This is a genomic window from Lysobacterales bacterium (assembly GCA_016721845.1).
Taxonomy (GTDB): Bacteria; Pseudomonadota; Gammaproteobacteria; order Xanthomonadales; family Ahniellaceae; genus JADKHK01.
Genome location: JADKHK010000013.1, coordinates 1,638,603 through 1,662,561 on the forward strand (window position 1 = coordinate 1,638,603; position 23,959 = coordinate 1,662,561).

Sequence of the window (23,959 nt, forward strand, 5' to 3'; positions counted from 1 at the left end):
GCTGAAGGCCGTTGACTCAGACCTGGCAGTAGCGATTGCGCCCGCTGCGCTTGGCCTGATAAAGCGCCTGATCGGCACGGGTAATCAGCGATTCGGTGGTCGACTCCGCAGCGACCACCAAGGTGCAGATGCCGATGCTGATGCTGACGTTGGCCCCTACCGGCGACACCGGATGGGGCAGACCGAGCGCCGCGATCGCGGCCAGGCAGGTCTCGGCCAATTGTGCCGCGGATGCGGCATCGGTTTCCGGCAACAGGATCGCGAATTCCTCGCCGCCATAACGCGCGACCAGATCGCTGCTGCGATTGGCCGTGTGCTTCAGCGACTGCGCGACCGCACGGATGCAGCCGTCCCCTTCGTGATGGCCGTAGTGGTCGTTGAACAGCTTGAAGTGATCGATGTCCAGCATCATCAGGGTCAACGGCTGGCCGTTGCGCAGGCTGCGCTGCCACTCGACGCCGAGCCGTTCGTCGAAGCTGCGCCGGTTGGCGATGCCGGTGAGTCCGTCCTTCATCGTCATCTGCCGCAATTCCTCGGTACGCGCCTGCACCTTGCGTTCGAGACTCTCGTACAAGTGCGCATTCACCAGCGAAATCGCGGCCTGCGCGCTGAGCAGCTCCAGCGTCTTCAGGTGCTTGCCGGTGAAGGCGTTCTCCATCAGGTTGTTTTCCAGGTAGATCACCGCGACCAGCTTGCCCTGCGTCACCACGGGAAGGCACAGCACCGACTTCGGGCGATGGTCGTCGAGATAGCGACTCTGTCCGAAGCGCTCGTCGGACGCCGGATCCTTCACCACCAGCGCACTGCGCGACAACTGCACGTACTCGATCAGACCGCTCGGCAGCAATGGATCATGGTCCTTGCGGGTGTCGGCCAGGCGGCGGCCGATGCGACGGCACTCGATCAATCGACCGCCACTCAGCCGGCCCATGACTTCCACCACCAGTTCGTCATCCTCGTCATCGGCGAGGACAATCGCGCCCATCTCCGCGCCTGCATTTTCGAGCAACACGCCGAGCATCTTTTCGAGTAGCGACTCCAAGTGGATTTCCTGCGACAGCAACTGGCTGGCCTTGAGCAGGGACTGGAGATCGAGGAAGCCTGTCTGCTCGGAGCCGTGACGGAAACTGCTGCCGAGATCGGATGCGGAATAACGCAATTCGATCGAACGGAACGGAACCTGTGGCCAGCGTGCCTCGATCTGGCGGCACTTTGCACTCGCGCCCCAGCGTCGATAGTGGAAGTAGGCTTCGCGGATGAAGTTGCTGGCCAACTGTTGCTGATGTTGCGACTGCCAGAACAGGGCATAACGCTCGTTGCACAGGGCTTCGCAATGGACGATGCCGGACTCCGCGGCGGCATCGATGGCCTGCGCGTACAGCTCCATCGCGGCACGATCGTCGCCCCGCACGCGGGCCAATTCCGCGGCAATCAGCAAGGCCTTGTGGCGAAAATTCTCCGGGCAATGATCGGCCCAGGCCTGGAAGCGATGAAGCTGGACCTCGGCGAGCTGCCAATTCGACTCCCGCGTGTCGGCATCGGCAAACGCCGGGTGCAGCAACCCGAGTGCCGTAAAGAAGCTGGCCTCCACCATCGACGGACTGTCCGGCAGGCACAGGCCGATCATCGCCAGTCGCGACGAACTGTCCTGCCATTGTGCGCGATCGTCGAACAGATAGGCATGGCGGGCCATCGCCGTGCTGAAGAAAGCGAGCACGATCGGTGGTGCACTCGCGGCATCGGAAAAATAGCTGCTCACGGCGCATTCCGCGGTGTCGAAACTCGCCGCGTTCAAGGTCTTGCCGAGCAGGGCCAGCGCCGGCTGCATCACCCCGTGGCGCAACATCGCTTCGGTGGCTCGGCTGGTGGCTGCGCTTGAGAAAGGCGAGTCCCTGCTCGCACTCCGCGACCAGTTCGTCGAGCGGCAAGCCGATCGCGAAGCGATTCACCGAACGCAGCAGGGCGCAATAGCCGGCGGCAAGCGGATTGATGCCGGCACGTCCCATCACCATGCCCTGCTCAAGATAGGGAAGGGTTTCGCGCAACGGCTCGCACCAGTGCTGATAGAACCCGCCGAAATACTGGTAGACCGACAGGCGGAAATACGGATTGTCGCGCTGCTCGGAGAGCTTGCGGGCGAGTCGTCCCATGGCGTGCACGGCCGGGTAGGGGCGACCGCTCGCTGCCATCGCCGTCTGGTAGGTCACGTAGGCGATGCAGCTCAGGTCGCACTGACCGTGTGCGAGCGTGGTCTTCACCATCCGGCAGGCGCCCAGCACGTAGCTGATGCCGCGATTGATCTGGTAGGTCGCGTAGGCCAGCCCATAATAGACCTGCATTTCGAGCAGGCGTTCCGGATCGCGCATCTCGGATTGCGTCAGCAAGGCCGCCTCGTCCTGCGCAGCGAGCGTGGCCTCGGTCTCGGCAAACTCGGCGAGATAACACTGCATCGCTTCTTCCTCGCTTTCGGGGAAGTCGCGACCGAGCAAGGCCAGTGCCCGGCACAACACGACGAACGCGTCGGCGAATCGGCCCCGCAAATGCAGCAGCTCGACCAGGGCCAGACACAAGGTCACCTTTGCGGCGACGGCAGGCGCCTGCGCGATCAGGCGCACCAATCGTTGCTCGGCGACATCGAAATGGCCGGCGAGGTATTCGGCCTCGGCAAGATTCTTGTAGACGGTCAACGCGAGCTCGGGCTGCTGCTGCCACGCGTCGGGCGGCAGCAGGCTCTCGCCCTGTCGCAACAGCTCGACCGCCGCCGTGTAGGCCGCCGAAGACTTGGCACGAATCCCGCCGCGCAGGTTGAGTGCGAGCAAGCGGGCGCGCTCGGCAGGGTCGGTCATCAGCTCGATCGCGGCATTGAGCGATTCGAGGATGATGAACAGCCGCTCCTCCAGCTCGGCTTCGTTACACGCCGCGAGCAGCAGCCGTCCGCAGTGCAGCCGCAAGGCCGGGCGCTCGCTGGCCGGCGTCAGTTCGTGGGCGGCCTGCTGCACGCGATCGTGCAGGAATCGGTAGCGGGCCGTCCGCAGCAGCTCGGGGCTGTGCTCGAACTTGTAGCCCTCGTTCAAGGGCACCAACAGATTTTCCTGCAGCGCGGGCCACAGCACCTCGGCGGTGGCAACGGCATCGCGTTCGCCGACCGACATCAGCTGAGCGTGATCGAAGCTGTCGCCCAGATGGGCCGCCAGAGCAAGCAGCGCACGCGTCGCCGGCTCCAGCGCGGCGAGCTTCTGCAGCATCAGGTCGACCACGTTGTCAGTCATGCTGCGCTGGCGGATCAGTGCGAGGTCCCAGCGCCATGCGCCTTCCTTGCGCACGTAGCGGATATCACCCTTGCCATTCAGATTGCGCAGAAACTGGCCGAGAAAGAAGGGATTGCCCTGGGTCTTCTCCAGGCACAGCGCCGCCAGCGGAGCCGCTTCGGCGGGCGCGCAATGCAGGGTGTCGGCGACCAGTTGCTGGACCTCGCGAGCGCCGAGCGGTGCCAGTTGCAGGTGTTCGAGCCGGCCTTGCGCACTCCTGATCGAGGCGATCGTCAGGCTCAGCGGATCGCCCGCGGCGACCTCGTTGTCGCGATAGGCGCCGACGATCAGGGCACTGCATTCGCCGTCATCGCGCACCAGATGTTCGAGCAGGCGCAGCGTCTGCGAATCCGCCCACTGCAGATCATCGAGAAAGACCAGCAGCGGGTGTCCATGCGCAGCCAATGCCTTGACGAAACCGGCGAATGCGATGTGAAAGCGTCGCTCGCTTTCGGCCGCAGGCAACACGGCCAGACTCGGTGGCGAACCAATCAGCAGCGCGAGTTCGGGAATGATCTCGACCACGGCCGCCGCATTGTCCTGCAGCGCCTCGTTCAGGCGCGTCTTCCAGTACTGGCGGCGCTCCGATCCCTCCACGGCAATTTGGCGGATCAGCAGCTGAAACGCCTGGATCAGCGCTGCAAAAGGCTGATTGCGACTGTACTGGTCGCACTTGCCGCGCACGAAATAGCCGCGCCGGGCCACGACCGGACGATGCAACTCGCTGACCAGGGCGGTCTTGCCGATGCCGGAATAACCGCTGATCAGCAACAATTCCACCGCGCCAACGCTGACCCGATCGAATGCTGCGAGGATGGCGCTGCTTTCGGCCTCGCGGCCATAGAGCTTCTGTGCGACACAGAAGCGCTCAGGCACGTCGGCAGTGCCGAGTTCACTCAGCTCGATGCGCCGATACAGGCGCCAGCGTTCGGCGCAGGCCTCGAGATCCTGAAGCAGGCCGAAGCTGCTCTGGTAGCGGTCGTCCGGGTGTTTGGCGAGCAGCTTCTGGACCAGCGCCGAGACCGGCTGCGGGATCGCAGCATCCAGTTCATGCAAGGGCGTCGGCACGGTCGCAATCTGTGCGTGCAGCAGGGTGATCGGATCGCCGGACTGGAAAGGCTTGCGGCCCGCAAACAGCTCGTACAAGCTCACGCCGAGCGAATAGAAGTCGCTGCGGTAGTCGATGTCGAGATTGGTACGACCGGTCTGTTCCGGCGACATGTAATCGAGGGTGCCGCGCAGGAATACATCCTGTGCGTGCCGCTGTTCGGTGTTCAATCGCGTCGACAGACCGAAATCGCAGAGTTTCAGTCCCAGCGTCGCAGCGTCGACCAGCACATTCTTGGGCGCGATGTCGCCATGAATCAGGCGATGGTGATGAACCGCGCTCAAAGCCTTGGTCAGGCGGATCGCCAGCGTCAGCTTGTCGGAAAAATCGAGGGTCTGGCGCGCAATCAGCTGCGCGAGATTGGTCGCGGCGAACGCCTCCAGCACCAGCACCGCACCGCGCCCGACCTGTTCCAGCGCGCGCGCCTTGATGACGAACGGAGAATCGATCGAGCGCAGCACCGCGTACTCATGGCGCCAGCGTGCACTGAATTCGGGCGAGGGGCGGCTGCTGTCGAGGTACTTCAACACGACGCGTTCGCCATTGGCTGACGTTGCCGTGGCCACCACCGTTTCGCCCAATGCATAGATCACGTCATTGACGGTGTAGCCGGCCAGTTGCACTGCGCGTGTTCCTCAATAGTGGTACTGCAATTCGACCGCGACTTCCCTTCCCTTCGCGAGCACGCTCGCGAAAGCGCCACCGGGCGCAAGCGGGATCACCGACGTGAATACATTGTATTTCTCGTTGGTCAAGTTGCTGCCGATCAAGGCCAGGCTCCAGTCGCCCGAATCAGGCGCCCACTGAATCCGGTAGTCGAGCAGTCCGTAGGCCGCCTGACGGGTCTGGCTTTCATTGTCGGAAGCCGTGGCGTGGCTGCCACGATAATTCCATCCCAACGCCTGCCGAATGGTCCAGTCGGTCGCCGAGCGCCAGGTATGTTCCAGCCGCAGGATGCCTTCGACTTCGGGCACGAAGGGCGTGCGATCACCGGACCAGTCGCAGATCGCGGCACCGGTATTCAGACGTTCCGTGGTGCTGCAATTGGCATCGGCAAAACGGTCGTAGTGGAAGTCCAGGTATTCGACGCGGGCGAGCAGACGCAGTTCGTCATCGATGCGCCAGTCGACGTCGACATCGACGCCCCTCGACACCGAACTGGCGGCATTGCCGACCAGGAAACCGATGCCGCCGTCGAAGACCGAGACCTGCAGGTCGTCATAGCGACCATGGAACAGCGCGAGGTTGAGGCGCAGGTCGCGCCAGTCTCTCTTGAACCCGAGTTCGAACACGCTGGCATTCTCGTCGCCGTATTCGACCTGCGCGCGATCATCGCCCTCGTAGAGGAAATCGAAGCCGCCCGCCTTGGCGCCATTCGACCAGTTCGCATAGGTCAGCAGGTCGTCCGACCACTGATAGGCCAGCCCCGCGTGGTACATCGGATGCCGCTCGTCACGCGCGAGCGCATCGAATTCGTGCAGGTCGCCGGTACCCTGCGAGACGATGCTGTAACCGACCAGGTTGTTCGGCGCCAGCACCGGCTGCACTTCGGTACCGTCGGCCAGCACCAGAACGTAGCCGGTCGGATTCGCGAGGTAGCCGTCATTGCCGAGCAACAATGGCGCCAGTGCCGGATCCAGCCAGCGCAGGTCGATCAGATCCCCGGCCGCATCGCGGTGATCGATGTCGGCGACCCGCACGGCCTGCTGCGCATCCTTGCCCAGGCTCAGGTAGCGAAAGCCGAACGTCGCGGTCAGCTGCTCGCTCAGCCCGACATCGACGCTGCCGAACAGGGCCTGCTGGTCGGTGTCCTGATCGAGCAGGATGTGCCGCGAAAACGGCGACAGCAGGCCGCTCACGAGATCGACCGGAGCGCCAAAGGCCGGCGCCAGCAACGCCGGGAGATTGAAGTCGGACAGGTAATCGTTGCGGTAGTTGTCGCGCTGAAGATAAGCACCGAACAGGTAGTCGGTACGATCGGACCAATTTCCGGCGATGCGCAGTTCCTGCGAAAACTGGCTGAAGCGCTCGTCCTGATAGACATTGATAAGCGTTGCCGGAGTGATATCGACGTCTGCCGAGTGACGGAAATCGTAGCTGCCGTAGCCGCTCACGGCGGTCAGTTCGAACGCGTCGAACTGATAACGCAGCTCCAGCATCGACTCGTCCATGTCGGTGCGCAGGAAAGCTTCCGGATATTTGAACGGCGCGCCATTGGCGATGTTCAGGCGGCCATCGTCGATCCCCGTGAACGGCGAGTTCGGCCAGGGGTTGCCGTGGCCGTCGACGTGCTTGTAGACCTCGAAAATATGACCTTCGCGATCGAAACTGCCCTGCTCGTGGCGCATCGACAGCGACAGGCGATCGCTCGGCAGCCAGGACGCACTCCAGCGGAACGCTTCGTGCGCGCTGCTGGGCTCGCTATCGCCGGTGGCATCGTTGGGCGCGATGCCCTCGCCCTGGTCGCGCCAGGTCCCGGCCACCCGCATCGCGAACCGGTCGCTGACCGGCAGGTCGACCGCCGCTTCGATGTTCGGTTCGGCGTATTCGGCGCCGTAACTCAAGCGCACATCGCCGCCGAATTCGAAGCCGGGCCGATGCGTGATCACGCTGATCGCGCCGCCGAGCGAACTGTTGCCGTAGAGCGTGACCTGCGGTCCTTTCAGCACTTCGATGCGTTCGACATCGAACACGCCGATGTACTGCTGATTCATGCGTCCGCGATAGATCCCGTCGACATAGGTACCGACCGATTGTTCGAAGGCATTGTTGTCGCCGGAATTGACGCCGCGCAGGGTCAAGCGGCTGCTGATCGCCAGATCGTTCTGTTGCAAGCCAGGCACTTGCGCGGACAGGTCCTTGAGATCGTGCACACCGAGTTCGACGAGTTCATCGGCGTCGAACACGGCCACACTCATCGGCACGTCCTGCAGCACTTCGGACTTCTTGCGCGCGGTCACCACGACCTCGCCCAGCGTCGATACGGCCGCATTCTTGCCCGCTTCGACATGCGCATCCGCATCGGCCGCGCGCGCGGCCTCGTCAGGTTCGACCAGCCATCGCGCCAGGACCTGATGCGGCAGCACGCACAGCGTGGCTGCAAGCAGCGTTGTGATTCTCATCTGGCTTGCCCCCCGGTGCCGACGTCAACGATCTTACCGCCGCATGACACCGGGACAAGCCTCGACGGCGACGATGGCCGTGGTTGCGAGTGTCAGTTCGCGGCGATCGCAAGCACATCGTCGAGCAGGGCCGCGGCGGTGATGTCGGCGCCCGCACCCGGGCCCTGGATCACCAGCGGACGTTCGCGGTAGCGCGTGCTGTGGATCGTCAGACGATTGTCGGTACCGGCACCGTGCGCGAGTTCGTCGCTCAACGCCAGCGCTTCCAGCCCGACCGTGGCCGCACCATCGCGCCAACGTGCCACCACGCGCAGGCGGGCGTTGCGCGAGCGCGCTGCGTCCAGGCGCAGACGCAGGGGCGCATCCAGCCGCGACAGCGCGGCATCGACCTCGCCACGCTCAAGCTGCGCCAGCGTCGCGTCGAACAGGGGCGTGACCGCGATCTCGTGCTCGTCGAGCGCGATCCCGGCGGCGCGGGCGAGGATCAGCAACTTGCGTCGCACATCGGCGCCGGACAGGTCATCGCGCGGATCCGGCTCGGTATAACCGCGATCGCGCGCTTCCCTCACCAGCTCGGAAAAAGGCCGAGCGCCGTTGTAGTGATCGAACAGCCAGGCCAGCGAACCCGATAGCACGCCGGCGATCGCGGTGATCCGGTCGCCACCCAGGGTGAGTGCGCGCAGCGTGCGCAGCAAGGGCAAGCCGGCACCGACCGTAGCGGCATCGCCATAACGCGCGCGGCCGGACGCTTGCGCCGCCCGAATCGCTTGCCATCGCAACAGGGATCCACCCTGCCCCAGCTTGTTCGCGGTCACGACGTCAATGCCCTGGGCCAGCCAGTGCGCATGGCGCGCCGCGACCGCATCGCTCGCGGTCGCATCGATCACGATGCGCCGCGCCGGCCCCGACGCCGCGAACAGGTCGTCGACCCAGTCGATCGACGTCGCGCGCGACAACGGCGCCACCGGATCGCGCGCCTGCCGCGGCGGCAAGGTCTCGCCGCGCAGGCAGCGGCGGGAATTGGCGACCCCGACCAGCGCAAGGCGCCGACCGATGCCCGCATCCTGCAATTCCGCCAGACGCTGCAACGCCGCCCTGCCGACGCCGCCGGTGCCCAGCAGGCACAAGCGAGCATCAGGCGCGGCGTCGATGGCGTTTGCAAGCACCGCGCTCACACCGCGACCTCGACCGGTTTTCGTGCACTCGCCGTCACGGCAGCGGCGCGATCAAGCGCGGCAGCGAGATCCTGCGTCAGATCGCGCGCATCCTCGATACCGACCGACAGGCGCAGCAAGCCCTCGCCGATGCCGGCCGCGGCGCGCGCTTCCGCACTCATCGAGGCATGCGTCATCGTCGCCGGATGCGCGACCAGGCTCTCGACGCCGCCCAGCGATTCGGCCAAGGTGAAGTGCGCCAGTCCGTCGAGAAACGCGCGCACGGCGTCGACACCGCCCGCCAGTTCGATCGACAGCATCGCACCGAAACCACGCTGCTGACGCAAGGCGAGCTGATGATTCGGGTGCGTGACCAGACCCGGGAAATGCACCGCCGCGACTGCCGGATGCTGTTGCGCCAGCGTCGCGATCTCCAGCGCGTTTTCCTGGTGCACGCGCAGGCGGGCGTCGAGCGTGCGCAGGCCGCGCAAGGTCAGGAAGCTGTCGAAGGGCGAGCCGGTCAGGCCGAGCGCGTTCGCCCACCAGACCAGCTGCTGATGCAGTTCGGCGTCCCGGGCGACGACCGCGCCGCCGACGACATCGCTGTGGCCATTGATGTACTTGGTCGTCGAATGCACGACCAGGTCGGCGCCCAGTGCGATCGGGGTCTGCAGGGCCGGCGACAGGAAGGTGTTGTCGGCGACCACGGTCGCACCGATGCGATGTGCAGCCTCGGCGACGAAGCGCAGGTCGGTCAGCCGCAGCAACGGATTCGACGGCGTCTCGATCCAGACCCACTTTGGCTGTTGCGCCAGCGCTTCAGCCAGCGTGCGCGGATCGGTGAGGTCGGCGGTGATGAGTTCGAACTGGCCCTTTTTCGCCAGCGCATTGAACAATCGCCAGCTGCCGCCGTAACAGTCATGCGGTATGAGCAGGCGCTCGCCGGGCTGGATCAAGGCCAGCACCAACGTGATCGCAGCCATGCCGGTGGCGGTGATGACCGCACCGGCACCGCCTTCAAGCTCGGCCAGGGCCTCGGCGAGCTGGTCGCGGGTCGGGTTGCCGCTGCGCGTGTAGTCGTACTTGCGCTTGCGTTCGAAGCCCTCGAAGCTGAAGTTGCTCGACAACACGATCGGCGGCACGACTGCGCCATGTGCGGTGTCGGAATCAATTCCGGCGCGCACCGCGGCCGTGGCGGTACAACGCGCACTCATGCCGCACCTCCGCAACCGGCCAGCGCATCGACCAGCACCGCCTGCACGCGGGCGTCTTCCTTCAGAAAGGAGTCGTGGCCGAACACCGAGTCGATCTCGTGATAGCGGTGCAGCAACGGCACTGCAACGGCAAAGGCGCGCACATCCTCGACTGGCACGATCTGGTCCGAGCGGGCTGCGAACACGGTCACCGGCACCGGCACGTCGGCGGGGTCGATGTCGTGCAGGTCGATCGATTCCGACAGGCGCAGGAAGGCGGTACCGGCGAATCGGTGGGCGAAGCGCTCGCCCTGGGCGTCGAGATAGGGCTCGGCGGCGCAGCGGGCGACACCGCCATCGAGTGCGACCTTATCGGCAAAGCGCGCGGCAAACTCACCCGGCGTGCGGTAGCTCAGCACGGCGAGTTGCCGTGCCAGTGCAACGGCTTCGTGCGCGGCCTCATGTTCGCTACCGAGACGCACGATGCGGCGCTGGATCGCACGCCAGGCGGACGCGAAAGGATGCGGCCGATGCGCCGCGTTCAACACCACCAGGTGACCGAGTCGCGCCGCAAGCCGCTTGGCCAGATGCAGCCCGACCATCGCGCCGTACGAGGCACCGATGCAGGCCGCCACCTGCTTGATCTGCAGATGCGCCAGCAGGGCAATCAGCGCCTGCGCCTGGTCGTCCGGGTCGATGGCGGCGTCGAGCGCACCGTCGGCACCGATCCAGTCGATCGACAGCAGCTGATAGGCGAACGGGTCCAGCGCGCCGCCACGACGGACCTGCTGCGGCCACCAGCCTTCGGACGCATCGATGGCATTCGCCGCCAACTGGCGATGCGCCGAAATGCCGCCCAGCACGATCAGCAACGGCGCTTCCTGCACACCGAGAATCTGCCAGCGCAGAACCAAGTCATGCGCGCCACCACGGCGAAGGTCCAGACGCAACGGAAACGAGCCGCGCTGCACCGGCACCGGCGCATCGGCGCGGGGCGCGAAAATCGGCGCGGCAAAGGACGCGGTCCGCGGCTCGAAGGTGGGGGTTTCAGCATCGGCAGCGAGCGACATGGCGAACTCCTTCAGGAATCTCGCCCATCCAGCAGCCTGTGAGGATTCGTCGCAACGCCGACCTTGCGGCAACGCTGCGACCCATCTTCCGGAGGACCGAGGTCCGCCGCAGGACTTGGCACCTGGCGCCACGCTTGCGCGTCACGCTGGTTGCCCCGGCATCCAAGGGCCTATCCCTCCGCCGGTCTTGATGGGTATGTGCGGCCAGCATGCCGGCCGCACCCCATGGTGTCAATCTCTTTATCGCGATGAAGAGATATAACTTTTTTTCATCAGCGCGCGGCGCGGTCGTAACTGAGCACGTCGACGCTGAGCGTGTCGTCCGGGTTCTGCGACAGTGACGATTCGCGCGCGATGAACACGTACGACTGCCCCGCTTCCAGCGCGCTGGTCATCAGGCCCTCGGTATGCGGATTCACGTAGACCAGCAGATTGCGACCGTCCGCCGCGACGACGTGCATCGGCGCACCGGCGATCTCGGCATGCGTGTCGTTGATCCACTTGCCCTGCTCGCCTGCCGCGGGATCACGACTGACCAGCTTGCCCTCGAAGCGCACGATCTTGCGCCAGGTCGGGTCTTGCTCCGGCTCGATATCCTGGCCGTTCATGCGCGCCTGCGAGATTTCCTCGAACTTCGCCATCAATTCGGCGAGGCTCTGGTAGCGGATCTGGAAATCCCAGTGGGCGACGTCCTGTGCGATGTGCTCGGCCGCGCCCATCAGCATTTCGGACTGCGCGGCGTTGCAGGTGCCCTTGCAATACGGCAGGCCGATGTCGATGAAGCCCTTGAGGCGATCTTTTTCGAGATCGACGTAGTCGCGCATCTCCAGCATTACGCCCGGCCCCATCGCGACGCCGACCTGTCCTTCGTTCGGGGCCACGACCAGCACCGCGCCGTTGCCGACATCGAGCTTGCCGACGCGAAGCTGGCGCATCATCGCGTAGGCATAGGCGTCGGCGTCGAGGCCGCTCAGGCTCTTGGCAACGATGGTGACGATCTCGACCTGATGCTGCGCAGCGAGGTCATACATCTGCTTCTCGTAGGCGGCGCGCGTGCCGGCATCCAGCACACCGATCTCGTCGATCACGAATCGGCCGAACTTGCTCGGAATCGCATTCGAATCCGGTTTCGGCAACACATCGACCGGACCATGGGCGGTGGCGGTCATCGTCGTCTTCGTCGCCGCCGACTCGGACCGGACCGTGGTGTCGGCCATCGGCACGCGATCCGGCTCCGCCGCCGATGCGACCTTGCCCCCGCAATCTCCGCCTTGCTGCACGCAGGCCTGCTCCCAGCCTTCGGCGATCGCAGTGACGCGCTTGCCGCGACCGGGATGGGTCGGGCCATCGGCTTCCGGCACGAGCGCATTCATCGCTTTCTGCGCGTCGGCCAGCTGCGCGCCCATCTTGTACAGCACGTAGCCGCTGAACTTGTCGGCTTCGAGTTCGGTCGGCGGCTGGCTGCCGCCCGGCTGGATGGTGTGGCCGGACAGATGATGCCCGACCTCGTGCGCCATGATGCTGACCGGCGCCCAGTTGTTGTTCGCGGTCGCCTGCTGCACGTCGGCCATGAACTGCTCGTTGTAGGCAATCACGCGATGCGGCAACTTGTCCTCGCCGACCAGGATGACGGCCGCGGCGTTCGGCACCTGCGGGTGCGGCATCACCTCGAAATTCTGCGGCAACCCGGTGTATTTCATGATTTCGGCGACGACCTGCCGACCGGCATCGTCGTGTCCGGCGGCCATGCCGCGGGCATCGATCGTCACCGGCGAACCGTCGTAGGAACAGGCCTGCAACTGACTGGCGATCGCGTCGACCATCGCCGCCTCGCTCATCGCGCTGCGCGGGGCCGGGTCGTTCGCTGCCAGCGTCTGGCCATTCGGTGCGGCACCATCGCCACTGCCGCAGGCAGCAAGCGCGATCGTCAGGGCGGTGCAGAGCAGCGTGCGTTTCAGGGGAAGGCGCGTGGTCATGACAGGGATTCCGTATCAGTTGGAAGGATTCAGGCGAGTTGGGCGAGCACGATCTTGACCAGCGCATACGAGTACAGGCGCAGGAGCAGAAACTTGAGGGCGACGAACACGACGCCGGCCAACGCCAGGCGCCAGGCATCTCGGCGTGCTTCCAGTTGGAAGAACTGACGGAATGCAACCAGTGCGATCAGGGCCTCGACCCCATCCATGGGCCAGGCCGACCACTGCTGGTGCAGCTTCAGGAACTGCGGATCGCGAAACACGAGGACTGGCAACTGGTTGATGATGTTCGCGACGATGATCAGGAAATGCGCGTAGACACCGAGCACGAGATGCTCGGTCAGATTGAACGGCTGACGCCAGCGCAGCACCAGCATGGACGCGCCGACGATGGCGAAGATGCCGAGTGAGAACGACCAGTTGGCATAGGTCCGGATCAGCGCCATCACCTGATTGAGGTTGGCGTCCTGTGCCTCCAGCCGGCTCGTGTGCGACAACACCAGCACCTGCACGCCAATCGCGATCAGCAGCAATTTCAGCGGATGGACATGGCGGGCGCGCGCGCCGAGCACGAACTCGCGGGCGATCACGCCGGGTGCACGTGCCAGCCGCCAAGCCGCCTGGACGATGCCGAACTCGAACACCCGATAGCTCTGCCAGGCCTCGGCGCGCACGGCACCGAGGTCAAGCCGCGCAGCCCGCTTCTGGCCGCAGCGGCCACAGAACGGCGTGGCCAGTCCGGCCCCGCAGTTGTGGCAGCGCGGCGCGGCGAAATGGTCGGTGCCAGGTCCAGGCAGGGTCATGACGGCGTCGGATGCTTGGCCGCGAGGGCGATCAACGTTCGATCGAACGCAATTCGAAGTCGTCGAACACGGCACTGGTGCCGGCCATCTTCTCGCCCATCACGATCAGGCCGGTGCCCCCGAGCAGATGCGTGCCGTCGTCCGCTTCGGCGACCACGTCGCCATCCAGCATCAACTTCAGCGAGCCACCCTCGCAGCGCGCACCGATGCGCAGATCGGCGATGTTCGGCATCACGCCCTCGAAGCGGCCGCTGGCCAGCGTTTCGGGCTGGCCGGCCTGTACTTTCAGGATGGCGTAGCCATGGCCACCCGAGACCATGAAGGCATAGAAATTGTCGTTGTCGCGATGGCGACAGACCACGCCGGCGGTGCCTTGACCGACGCCGGTATAAAGAAACAATCCGGTTTCGACCTGAACGTCGGCGCCTTTCGCCTGCTTCGGCGCGGGCACGATGCCGAAGGTGGCGTCGTCGATCGGCGTCATCTGGTAGCCGCCCTCACCGTTGTAGAGCGCGATGCCCTTGGCCCGGTGGTCGGCGACTTGAGTATCGATCCAGCCGCTGCCGTTGTCGGAAAAATCGTCCCGGAAGACCGACGTGTCTTTCGCGGCAACCGCCGTCGTCAGGGTGACCAGGGCAAGCGCAGAAACGATGCAGGCAAGGCGGTTCATGGGGAGCTCCGTTCGCGGCAACAGGCCGCGTCTCCCTGCAGTACGCAGGATCGCGACGTTTTCACCGCCGCCTTCGCCGCGTATCCTTCCGCCATGGGGGCAAACTTCGACGACATCACCGGCTGGCTGGTCGACTGGCAACAGGGCGACGCGCTTGCGCGCGACCGTGTCTTCACCCAGCTGTATGCCGAAATGCGCCGTCTCGCCGCCAGCGTGCTGCGTTCGGAATCCGGCCACGACACGCTGCAGCCCACCGCGCTGCTCAACGATGCGCTGATGAAACTGATCCAGGCGCGCGCACCGGAGGTCGAGGATCGCGGCCATTTCATCCGCGTGGTGGCACGCGCGATGCGCCAGATCCTGATCGATCGCGCCCGCCGCAAGCTGGCCGACAAGCGGGGCAGTGGCGCGGTGCCGGAATCGCTGGACGACATCGACGTCGCCGGCATGGGTTCGCCGCACGAACTGGTGGCGCTGGACGACGCCCTGTGCGTGCTCGCGAGGCTCGACCCGCGCGCCGCCGCCGTGGTCGAAATGCGCGTGTTCGCCGGACTCACCATCGAGGAGACGGCGCAGGCGCTGGACATCCATCCGTCCTCGGTCAACCGCGAGTGGACGCAGGCCAGTGCCTGGCTGCGCGAGCAACTCGGCGATGGACGCGACGCCTGACGCGGCGCGTTATGCGCGCCTGAAGGACCTGCACTTCGAACTCGCGGCGTTATCGCTGCCGCAACGGAGCGCCCGACTGTGCGAGATCGAAGCCGCCGAGCCCGAACTCGGCGCAGCACTGCGCAAGCGTTTCGGTGACGGCGCGCGCGACAACGACATCCTCGCTCGCGCCGAACATCGCGAGCGCGACGCTGCGGCGCCGCAACTGCCGCACTACCGCATCGTGCGCGAACTCGGGCGCGGCGGCATGGGCCGCGTCTGGCTGGCCGAACGCGAACTGGACGGCGCGAAGCAACTCGTCGCGCTCAAGCAGATCGCGCAGGCGGGCTGGAGCGACGAGGACGAACGTCGTTTCCAGCGCGAACGGCGCATCCTCGCCACGCTCGACCATCCGAACATCGCTGCACTGGTCGACGGCGGCCGCGACGCCGGCGGTGCGCCCTACCTTGCGACCGCGTTCGTCGACGGGCCGCGTCTCGACCAGTGGTGTCGCGAGCACGCGAGCCCGCGGCGCGAGCGGGTGCGCCTGATCCGCGATCTCGCTGCCGCGATCGGCTACGCGCATCGCAAGCTGGTGGTGCACCGCGACCTCAAGCCGGCCAATATCCTGGTCAGCGCCGACGGGGTGCCGAAGCTGCTCGACTTCGGCATCGCGCGTTTGCTCGACGAGGATGCGATCACCGCCACCGGCCCGAGCCAGATGACCCTGCGTTATGCCGCACCCGAACAGATCCATGGACAGGGGGGCGGCGGGGTCGGCGTCGATGTCTATTCGCTCGGGGTGTTGCTGTACGAACTGCTCGCCGACACATCGCCCTATGGCAAGCCCGAGGGCTCGGCGGCGTTGCTGCGCGCGATCCTCGAGGTCGAGCCATCGGCACCGACGCGCCTGCGCGGAGCGGCCGATGCCGACCTCGACGCGATCTGCCTCAAGGCCCTGCGCAAGCGCGCCGAGGATCGTTACCCGAGTGCCGATGCATTGCTGGCCGACCTGGATCGCTGGCTCGAAGGCGAGCCGGTCGAAGCCCGCCGCGGCGAAAGCGGCTACCGATTGCGGGCCTTCGTCGGACGCCACTGGTTTGCCCTGATCGCGAGCGCCGCAGTCATCGTCGCCGCGATGTCGTTCACCGCCTTCCATGTTGCCTCGCTCGACCGGCAACTCGCCGAAACCGGGCGCGAGCGCGACAAGGCGAAGGCGGTCGCGTCCTATTTTCAGGAACTGTTCGCATCGGCGAATCCGTCCGCGACCCGCGCCGACGAGCTCACCGCCCGGGAACTGCTGGCACGCAGCGTCGAGCGGCTGGAACAGGGCGACACCACCGGCATGGACGATGACGCCCGCGCCTCGATGTTTCACGCCGCGGGTCGCATCATGCGCCAGCAGGGGCTGGCCGAACCCGCGGCGCGCATGTTCGACCGTGCCCTCGAGCTCTGGCTGCGGCAACCGATCGTGCCGGAAGACGATGTCGCCGACGCCTACAACGAGCGCGCGCTGGTGCACTTCGGCCGCGGCGAATATGCGGAAGCGCGCGCCCTGCTGCAGACCGCGCTGGCGCGGCGCGATGCGATCGGCGACCTCGACAGCCTGCCGCGCGGCGGGTTGCTGCAACTGCTGTCGGTGACGCTGCGTTCGCTCGGTCGCAATGCCGAAGCGACCGCGGCGCTGGCGGAATCGGCCGAGGTGCTGGCGAAGCACTTGCCGGACAGTCGCGCGATGTACGCGGTTTCGCTCGGCAATCTCGGCACCTTTCTGGTCACCGAAGGCGATGCCGAGGGCGGCCATGCCAAGCTCACCGAAGCACTGCGGCAACTCGATCTTCTGAAGCCGGAACGCACGCCGACCGTCCTGGCGATGCGGCGCAATCACGCGATGAGTCTGCGCGAACTCGGCCGCTTCGATGAAGCCGATCGCGAATACGCCGCGTTGCTCGCGCGCATGCGCGAATTCTTCGGTGAACACCATGTCGAGATCGCCCGCACCCTGCATTCGCTGGCCCAGACGCGCATGGTCGAGCAACGCTGGGACGAGGCGGAACAGACGCTCGACCAAGCGGAAGCAGTGGAGCACGCGCTGGGCAACGACGACGATCCACGCCTGCTCGCGTATCAAGCCGATCGTGCCCGCATCCACATCGCGCGGGGCGAATTCCAGGCCGCCATCGACCTGCTCGCCCCGGTGCTGGTCGAACGCGATCGCGGCATCTTCAGCGAACGCAGCAATGCCGACGCCGAGCGGGCTGCATCGGCCTACGCGCAGTGCCGGATTGCGCCGAGACCCGAACTGGCCGAGCGCATCCGTGATGCGGTGGCCGCGATGCAACGGACACCGCCGATACCGCGCATGCTGATCGCCCAGGCGCAGGACTGGGCCCGGGCCTGCGGCCAGTCTTGAGGCACGACACGCCGCTCACGGTGCTTCGGGCTAGACTCGGGCCGTGTCCACGCCCCGCCACCCGGTCGCCACCTTTGCGTCGCTGGTCGCCTTGTTCATCGCCGGCGCCTGGCTGGCGACGTGGTTCGTCAGCGGACCCGAGCAAGTCACACTGATCTGGCCGCCGGCCGGCATCGCCATCGGCGCATTGATCGTGCATGGCTGGCGCTGGTGGCCGTTCATTCCGGTGGCCGTCCTCATCTTCCACCTCACGCTCGGCCCGGTGCCGCCGGTGTTCATCCCGTTCTCGATCGCGGCCAACCTGGCATCGGCACTGGTCGCGGCGGCCTGGGTGCAATATCGATCGCCGCGTGCCATCGACCACTTGGCGATGCGCTCGGGCTTCCTGTTCCTCGGTGCGGCGACCATCGCCATCCTGATCGGCGGCGCGATCGGTGCGGCCGGACTGGTCGTGGCCGGCATGGTACCGGCGCGTGATTTCGCCGAAGCGGCGTTTCGCTGGGCGCTCGGGGACCTGTATGGCGTGGTGGCCGTGCTGTCCAGCGTCTTGATCGGCTATCGCTGGCGCGCCTGGAAGAGCGACGGACCGCTGCCCTTCCGCTATGCGGCACGCAGCGAGAAGTGGCTGTGGCTGGCGGTGTTCCTGCTGTCGCTCGTGGTCGTGGCCTGGGTGGCCCGGCGCAGCGGTGCCTATGCACTCGGCTTTGCCAGCCTGCCCTTCGTCTTCGTGATCTGGAGCGCCGTGCGCTTCGAACCGCCGTGGACCGCGTTCGGCACGACCGTCGTCGGCCTGTACCTGGCCACCTTGATCGGCCTCGGCTATGCCGGCCTGGCGCCGCCGCGCGATCTCGGCAGCACCACCATCCTGATCGCCTTCCTGTGCATGATCACGGCCGCACCGCAGATCGTGTCGGCGGCAGCGAACGAGAACCGTGCCGCCAGCGTGCGCGCGTTGCGCCGTGCCACCATCGATCGCTTGACCGGGCTGGTGAATCGTCCGGCCTTCGAGGATCAGGCCAAGCATGCGTTGCAGCGGCATCCCGAGGAAGCGATGGCCATGGCCTATCTCGATCTCGACCAGTTCAAGCTCGTCAACGATACCCTGAGCCACCGCACCGGCGACGAATTGCTGCGCTCACTCGCCGCGGCGCTGGCCAGCGTGATCCGTCCCGGCGACTTGTTCGCGCGTCTCGGCGGCGACGAATTCGCGTTGCTGCTGCGCAAGGTCGAACGGACCGAAGCCCTGCAACTGGCGCAGGAGCTGCGTCGCGTCATTGCCGACTTCCGGTTTGCCCACGAAGGGCGAGTGATTGCGCCGACCACCAGCATCGGCCTGGTGCCTTTTGTCGCGGGCGAATCGGATTTCGCCGGACTGTTCGCACAGGCCGATGCAGCCTGCTTCACCGCGAAGGAACTCGGTGGCAACCGCGTGCAGGTCGCCACGGCGGACGAACGCCATGTCCATGACCGCCGCAATGCCATGGACTGGGCGGTGCGCATCAGTGACGCGATCGAGCAAGGAAGGCTGCGCCTGTTCGCCCAGGGCATCGTGGCGCTGAAGTCCGCGAGCCATTCGGACCTGCGTCATTTCGAGGTGCTGTTGCGCGTCGAAGATCCGACCACCGGCGAATTGCTCGAACCCGGCCCCTACATCGCGGCGGCCGAACGCTTCCGCTTCGCAACCCGCATCGACCGTGCCGTGTTGACCCAGACGCTGGACTGGCTCGACGCCCATCCCGAGCTCGCGACACAGGTCGGCATGGTCGGCATCAACCTGTCCGGCGCTTCGGTCAACGACGACGAATTCGCGCAATTCATCGAAGAACGACTTGCGGCGAGCCGGTTTCCGGCCAGTCGCCTGTGCTTCGAGATCACCGAGACCAGTGCCGTGCGCGACCTTGCCCAGGCACAGCGCTTCATCCAGCGCGTGCGTGCACTGGGCTGCAAGTTCGCGCTGGACGACTTCGGTGCCGGCTTCTGTTCGTTCTCGTACCTGCAATCGCTGGATGTCGACTACTTCAAGATTGACGGCAGCTTCGTGCGCGACGTGCACACGTCGCCGCTGGCGCTGGCCATCGTGCGCTCGATCGCCGAGATCGCCCGCGTGATGCGCAAGCAGACGATCGCCGAATACACCGAGTCCGAGACCATCCGCAGCCACCTGCTGGCGCTCGGAGTGGACTACGCCCAGGGCTTCGCGATCGAACGCCCGACGCCTCTGGCACAGTTGTTCGATCCGTCCGATCCGGCCACAGCCTTGCGTCAGGCGTCCTGAATTTCCAGCAGAAGCGCCAAAAAAAAGGCGCCTCCGGAGAGGCGCCCTTGATATTTCAACATCGACGACCGGATCAGCTGCGGCGTGCGCGCAGTCCGAGCGCGACCATGCCCATCATCAGCGCGGCCAACACCAGCATCAGGCGCGTATCCGAGCCCAGCGCCGGAACCGGCACGCCCGACGCCAAGGCGCTGCCCGCCAGATTGAACACGAACTGCTGTTGACCCGCGCTGCAGTTCAACGTGCCGGTGAAAGCGCCAGTCGTCGTGCTGGTGAACGACACAGTCGTCGAAGCCGAACCACCGGCCGCCACCGGGAAGCTGAGCGGGCTGACCGAGAACGGTGCTGCCGGAGCCACGCAGGTGACCGTCGCACCGACCAGACCCGGATTCTGGAACGCGATCGGTGCCGTCGTCGGTCCGGTGCCGATGACCTGGGCAGGCGTCGTGACCGTGCCACCCGAAGCCGGAGTCGAGGTCAGCGGCACGGCGGTACCGGCCGGGCAAGTGAGGTCGAACGTACGCGTGACCGGCGTGCCGCCCTGGTTCTCGGTACAGGTCATCGACTGCACGACCTGCGATGCACCCAGGACGCAGGAGCCGCTCAGCGGACCGCCCGTGGTCGACACCGCTGCGCCTTCCGCCGTCACCGACTGGCCGAAGCCCGAGAAGCCGACCGGCACCACGCACGTCGTCGTCGTCGTCGCCGACGCACCGGTGCCGAGACCCGGCGTGCCGATCGCGACCGCGATCGAGGCGTTGCCGGTCGAGCCTACGGTCGTGCCACCGGTGAAATTCACCGCACCGCCGGCTGCCGGCGTGTAGGTGAACTGCGGTGCGGCCGTCGAGTTGATCGTGTCCGTGTCCGTCGCCGAGTTGTTGGCCGGATTGACTTCAACGACGCTGCCAATGCCGGTAACCGTGGCGGTATTCGTCAGGCTGCCACTGGCACCCGACGACACCGCGCAGGTCGCGGTATAGGTGACGCTGCCGCCGACCGGCAGGTTCACGGTGTCACTGAGGTTGCCGCTGCCAGCGGCCGTGCAGGTACCGCCGCCGGCACCGACGCAGGTCCAGCCCACGCTGGTGCAGCTGGCCGGGAACGTATCGGCCACGGTCGCGCCGTTCACGACATCCGGGCCGGCATTGCTGGCCGTGATGGTGTAGGTCGCGTTGGAACCGGCATTCACCGAAGCCACGCCATCGGTCTTGGTGATCGACAGGTCGGCCGAGGCCGCGCCCACCAGTTGGCAACCGGTTGCCGTGGTTTCCGTGATCGACAGGGTGAACGGACCGGACGGACCAGGCGGCGTCGCGCCAGTGGAATAGCCATCGGCGACCACGAAATAGTCGGTACCGGCCACGGTGGTCAGCGAAACCGTTTCTGTCGCGCCACCGATGCCGGTGTCGGAGACGCAGCCGCAGTCCGCGAGATTGCTCGAGCACTGGGTCTGGTAGACGATGGCCGCCAGATCCTGCGTGCTCGTCGGATCGATCGTCACATTCAGCGTGCACGCGACATTGGTGCGGATCTTGTACGCGCGGTCCGGCCCGGTGCCGGTACCGGTGTAGATCGCACCGCGCGGCAACGAACCCGCAGGGCCCGCACCGGTGCAGGTCGTGGGTGCTGCACAGGTCGGGTTGGTGGTGTCGGCCGGCAGGTCATAGTTGTCGGTCTGCCCAACCGTCGTGTCCGCGGCCGGATTGAACGGCAGCGTCGACACCTCATTGGTGGCCACGACGCAGGTGTCGCCGGGCGTACGCTGCGGCAACTGGGCCTGCTGTTCCAGCCAGCGTGCCAGACGCTCGCGACGCGCGGCCAGCTGTTCCGGCGTCAGCGAATCGGCGATGGCCTGCTTGATGCGAACCTGATCCAGATAGGCTTCCCAGCTCTCGGCCGCAAAGACCTGCCCGACCATCATCGTGGCGAATACAGTCGCCGAGATCTTCAACAGCCGCTTTCCAATCCTGTTCTTCATGCATATTCCCCCATCACACGACGACGAAGCCACCCCATCACGGGACAGCCACCCAAGCACAAGCGCACGATTGATCCGTGCCAAACGATAGATTAACGAGACACAAGCGTGAATGCCAGCTGTCCGCGTAGCCTGAACGACCCGTCCACCTCGTTGACCCCTTGCGACGACCCATGTCCCGACACCTGCCTGCACTGATCTGGCGCACGACCCTGCTGTCCCTGACGGCTGCAGCCCTCCTGTCGGCCTGCAGCCCGGACGAGACCGCGAAGCCGGACCTGATTCTGGTCAGCCTCGATACCGTACGGGCCGATGTATTCGCCGACGTGGCCGCGACGAACCCGGTCCTGGCACGCGTATTGGCGGCCAGCGTACGCTTCAAGGCGGCAGCGACCTCTGCGCCGCTGACCCTGCCCGCGCACACGTCGCTGCTGACCGGCCTGGATCCGAACCGTCACGGCGTACGCAACAACGGTGACCGCGTCGCGACGACGGTGCCGCTACTCGCAGAACGCCTGCGCGCCCAAGGTTATCGGACGACGGCCGTGGTCAGCGCCTTCCCGCTTGATCGCCAATTCGGACTGGCACGCGGGTTCGATCGTTATGACCAGCCTGCATCTGCTGGCGGACCCGAATCGTCGCTGGCGATCCTCGAACGGCGCGGCGACGCGTCCGTCGATCGTGCGCTGGCCGAGCTCACACCCGCCGCAGCGCCACAATTCCTGTGGCTGCACCTGTTCGACGCGCACGCACCCTATGTCGCCCCGGGCACGCCGGCCGGTGCCGGATTGCGCGAGGCCTATCGTGCCGAGGTCGCCTACGTCGCGCATCAGCTCGGACGTCTGGTGGTCGCGCTGGAGCAACGCCAGCGCCCCTTCGTGCTGGTCGTGGTCGGCGACCATGGCGAGGGTCTGGGCGACCATGATGAACTCGATCACGGCCTGCTGTTGTATGACTCGACCGTGCTGGTACCGATGTTCTGGTATGCGCCCGATCGTTTCCGTCCGGCGATGCCAAAGCAGACGCCGCGCCTGATCGACGTCGCACCGACGCTGGCGGCGATCGCCGGTATCGAGGATGGCGTGCCGACGGATGGCATCGATCTGCAGCCGCTGCTGCTCGCCGCAGGCGACCTGCAAATCCCTCCCGCTTACGCCGAAACCCGCTACCCGGAACTCGCCTATCGCACGCTGCCGCTGCGCAGCCTGCGCGACGGCCGCTGGAAACTCATCGCGACCCGCGACGAGACCGAGTTGTATGACCTCGCCGAGGACGCGGCCGAAACCCGCGATCGATCGGACGAGGAGCGCGCCCGTGCCGATGCCATGCAACTGGACCTGTGGCAACGCCCGGAGACGGCGCCGCAAGAAGCCGTGATGACCCCGGAAGTCGCGCGACAACTGCAAGGCCTCGGCTACGTCAATACGAGTCGCGGTGACGCGATCGTCGCGGGTCATCCGCGCAGCATCGTCGCCTCGCACCGTCGTTTGGTCGAACTGCAGTCGATGCTCGGAAGCGCGGCGCCGGCGCAGGTGCTGGCGCAGGCGCGACAACTCGCGACCGACGAGCCGGGGAACGCGTTCGCCCACGAGTTGCTTGGCAGCCTGTTGCTCGAACAAGGCGATCTCGCGGGCGCCATCGCGGCGCTGGATGCGGCCGCACGCCTCAATCCGGACAACAGCGAGACGCGCTACAAGCTGGCCGAGGCCCTGATGCACGCAGGTCGCCATGTCGACGCGCTCGGGCATTGGCAGATGCTCGAACTGCTGGAGCCGCAGCGTGCCGGCGTGTGGACGAACGAAGCCGCGGCATTGGCGTCACTCGGCAACTGGGCGGAAGCCTGGGCCGCGATTCAACAAGGACTGACACTGGGGGCGAACGACGCGAACACGCTGGACAACGCGGCGCTGATCGCCGAACGCCTGCGCCGATGGGGCGATGCCGCGCGACTGCAGCAGCAACGCGCCGGTCTGGCCGAACCGCCGTTTCGCGACTTCGGCCGACTCGCGCTGAACCAGTTGCGCAGCACCGATACCGAGGGCGCGCGACACAGCCTGTCCGAAGCCCGTGCGCGCGGCATCAATGATCCGTTGCTGGCGCTGGCGAACGTCTTGCTTGCGATTCGCGATGGTGACGGGGTTGCCGCAAAAGCGAATGCCGATGAACTGCAGCGTGCCCAACCACGGCTATGGCAAGCGGCCCAGCGAGAATTTCCGGAGCTCGCGTCGCTGACGCACTGAG

General features: G+C 66.0%; 14 protein-coding genes and 1 riboswitch. Of the genes, 4 read left to right on the plus strand and 10 right to left on the minus strand.

Translation table 11 applies throughout. The features are described 5' to 3' along the window. Positions 1 to 16: 16 nt before the first annotated feature. The 9 genes from IPP28_14970 to IPP28_15010 all read right to left on the minus strand — a co-directional run bounded on the left by IPP28_14970 (position 17) and on the right by IPP28_15010 (position 14,404). Positions 17 to 1,042, minus strand: coding sequence for a diguanylate cyclase (locus IPP28_14970; GenBank protein ID MBL0042297.1), 1,026 nt, complete (start codon positions 1,040 to 1,042; stop codon positions 17 to 19). After that, a complete protein-coding gene (locus tag IPP28_14975) occupies positions 960 to 5,039 on the minus strand; it encodes a serine/threonine-protein kinase PknK (protein ID MBL0042298.1) in 4,080 nt (1,359 codons plus the stop codon). Before IPP28_14975 ends, IPP28_14970 begins: the two co-directional genes overlap by 83 nt. Positions 5,040 to 5,051: 12 nt before the next feature. Then, positions 5,052 to 7,538 carry a TonB-dependent receptor gene (locus tag IPP28_14980; GenBank protein MBL0042299.1) on the minus strand — a complete coding sequence of 829 codons (2,487 nt, stop codon included), beginning with the start codon at positions 7,536 to 7,538 and terminating at the stop codon, positions 5,052 to 5,054. Positions 7,539 to 7,630: 92 nt separating this feature from the next. Next, entirely contained in the window at positions 7,631 to 8,713 is a 1,083-nt protein-coding gene (locus IPP28_14985) for a homoserine dehydrogenase (protein MBL0042300.1), read from the minus strand. Continuing rightward, on the minus strand, positions 8,710 to 9,906 hold the full coding sequence (gene metB / locus IPP28_14990) for a cystathionine gamma-synthase (protein ID MBL0042301.1): 1,197 nt from the start codon (positions 9,904 to 9,906) through the stop codon (positions 8,710 to 8,712). Before metB ends, IPP28_14985 begins: the two co-directional genes overlap by 4 nt. Then, positions 9,903 to 10,955, minus strand: a complete 1,053-nt coding sequence (locus tag IPP28_14995; GenBank protein ID MBL0042302.1) for a homoserine O-succinyltransferase — start codon at positions 10,953 to 10,955, stop codon at positions 9,903 to 9,905. Before IPP28_14995 ends, metB begins: the two co-directional genes overlap by 4 nt. A gap of 78 nt (positions 10,956 to 11,033) precedes the next feature. Next, a riboswitch (SAM riboswitch) is annotated at positions 11,034 to 11,152 on the minus strand. A gap of 75 nt (positions 11,153 to 11,227) precedes the next feature. After that, the gene (locus IPP28_15000; protein MBL0042303.1) at positions 11,228 to 12,931 is read right to left on the minus strand and encodes a TPM domain-containing protein; all 1,704 of its coding nucleotides are present in this window, start codon (positions 12,929 to 12,931) and stop codon (positions 11,228 to 11,230) included. A 29-nt stretch (positions 12,932 to 12,960) separates the two neighbouring features. After that, a complete protein-coding gene (locus tag IPP28_15005) occupies positions 12,961 to 13,734 on the minus strand; it encodes a DUF3667 domain-containing protein (protein ID MBL0042304.1) in 774 nt (257 codons plus the stop codon). Positions 13,735 to 13,765: 31 nt separating this feature from the next. Continuing rightward, the gene (locus IPP28_15010; GenBank protein MBL0042305.1) at positions 13,766 to 14,404 is read right to left on the minus strand and encodes a hypothetical protein; all 639 of its coding nucleotides are present in this window, start codon (positions 14,402 to 14,404) and stop codon (positions 13,766 to 13,768) included. 93 nt (positions 14,405 to 14,497) lie between these two features. Here IPP28_15010 and IPP28_15015 point away from each other — a divergent pair, with 93 nt between their 5' ends. Genes IPP28_15015 through IPP28_15025 form a run of 3 tightly spaced genes read left to right on the plus strand, consistent with a single transcriptional unit; the run spans position 14,498 to position 19,740 of the window. Beyond that, the gene (locus IPP28_15015; GenBank protein ID MBL0042306.1) at positions 14,498 to 15,073 is read left to right on the plus strand and encodes a sigma-70 family RNA polymerase sigma factor; all 576 of its coding nucleotides are present in this window, start codon (positions 14,498 to 14,500) and stop codon (positions 15,071 to 15,073) included. Continuing rightward, positions 15,057 to 17,465, plus strand: a complete 2,409-nt coding sequence (locus tag IPP28_15020; GenBank protein MBL0042307.1) for a serine/threonine protein kinase — start codon at positions 15,057 to 15,059, stop codon at positions 17,463 to 17,465. Before IPP28_15015 ends, IPP28_15020 begins: the two co-directional genes overlap by 17 nt. A gap of 43 nt (positions 17,466 to 17,508) precedes the next feature. Next, positions 17,509 to 19,740, plus strand: coding sequence for an EAL domain-containing protein (locus tag IPP28_15025; protein MBL0042308.1), 2,232 nt, complete (start codon positions 17,509 to 17,511; stop codon positions 19,738 to 19,740). A gap of 73 nt (positions 19,741 to 19,813) precedes the next feature. Here the strand turns inward: IPP28_15025 and IPP28_15030 are convergent, their stop codons facing one another. Further along, on the minus strand, positions 19,814 to 21,718 hold the full coding sequence (locus tag IPP28_15030) for a DUF11 domain-containing protein (GenBank protein MBL0042309.1): 1,905 nt from the start codon (positions 21,716 to 21,718) through the stop codon (positions 19,814 to 19,816). Positions 21,719 to 21,891: 173 nt separating this feature from the next. Here IPP28_15030 and IPP28_15035 point away from each other — a divergent pair, with 173 nt between their 5' ends. Continuing rightward, positions 21,892 to 23,958, plus strand: coding sequence for a sulfatase-like hydrolase/transferase (locus IPP28_15035; protein MBL0042310.1), 2,067 nt, complete (start codon positions 21,892 to 21,894; stop codon positions 23,956 to 23,958). Position 23,959 lies beyond the last annotated feature (1 nt).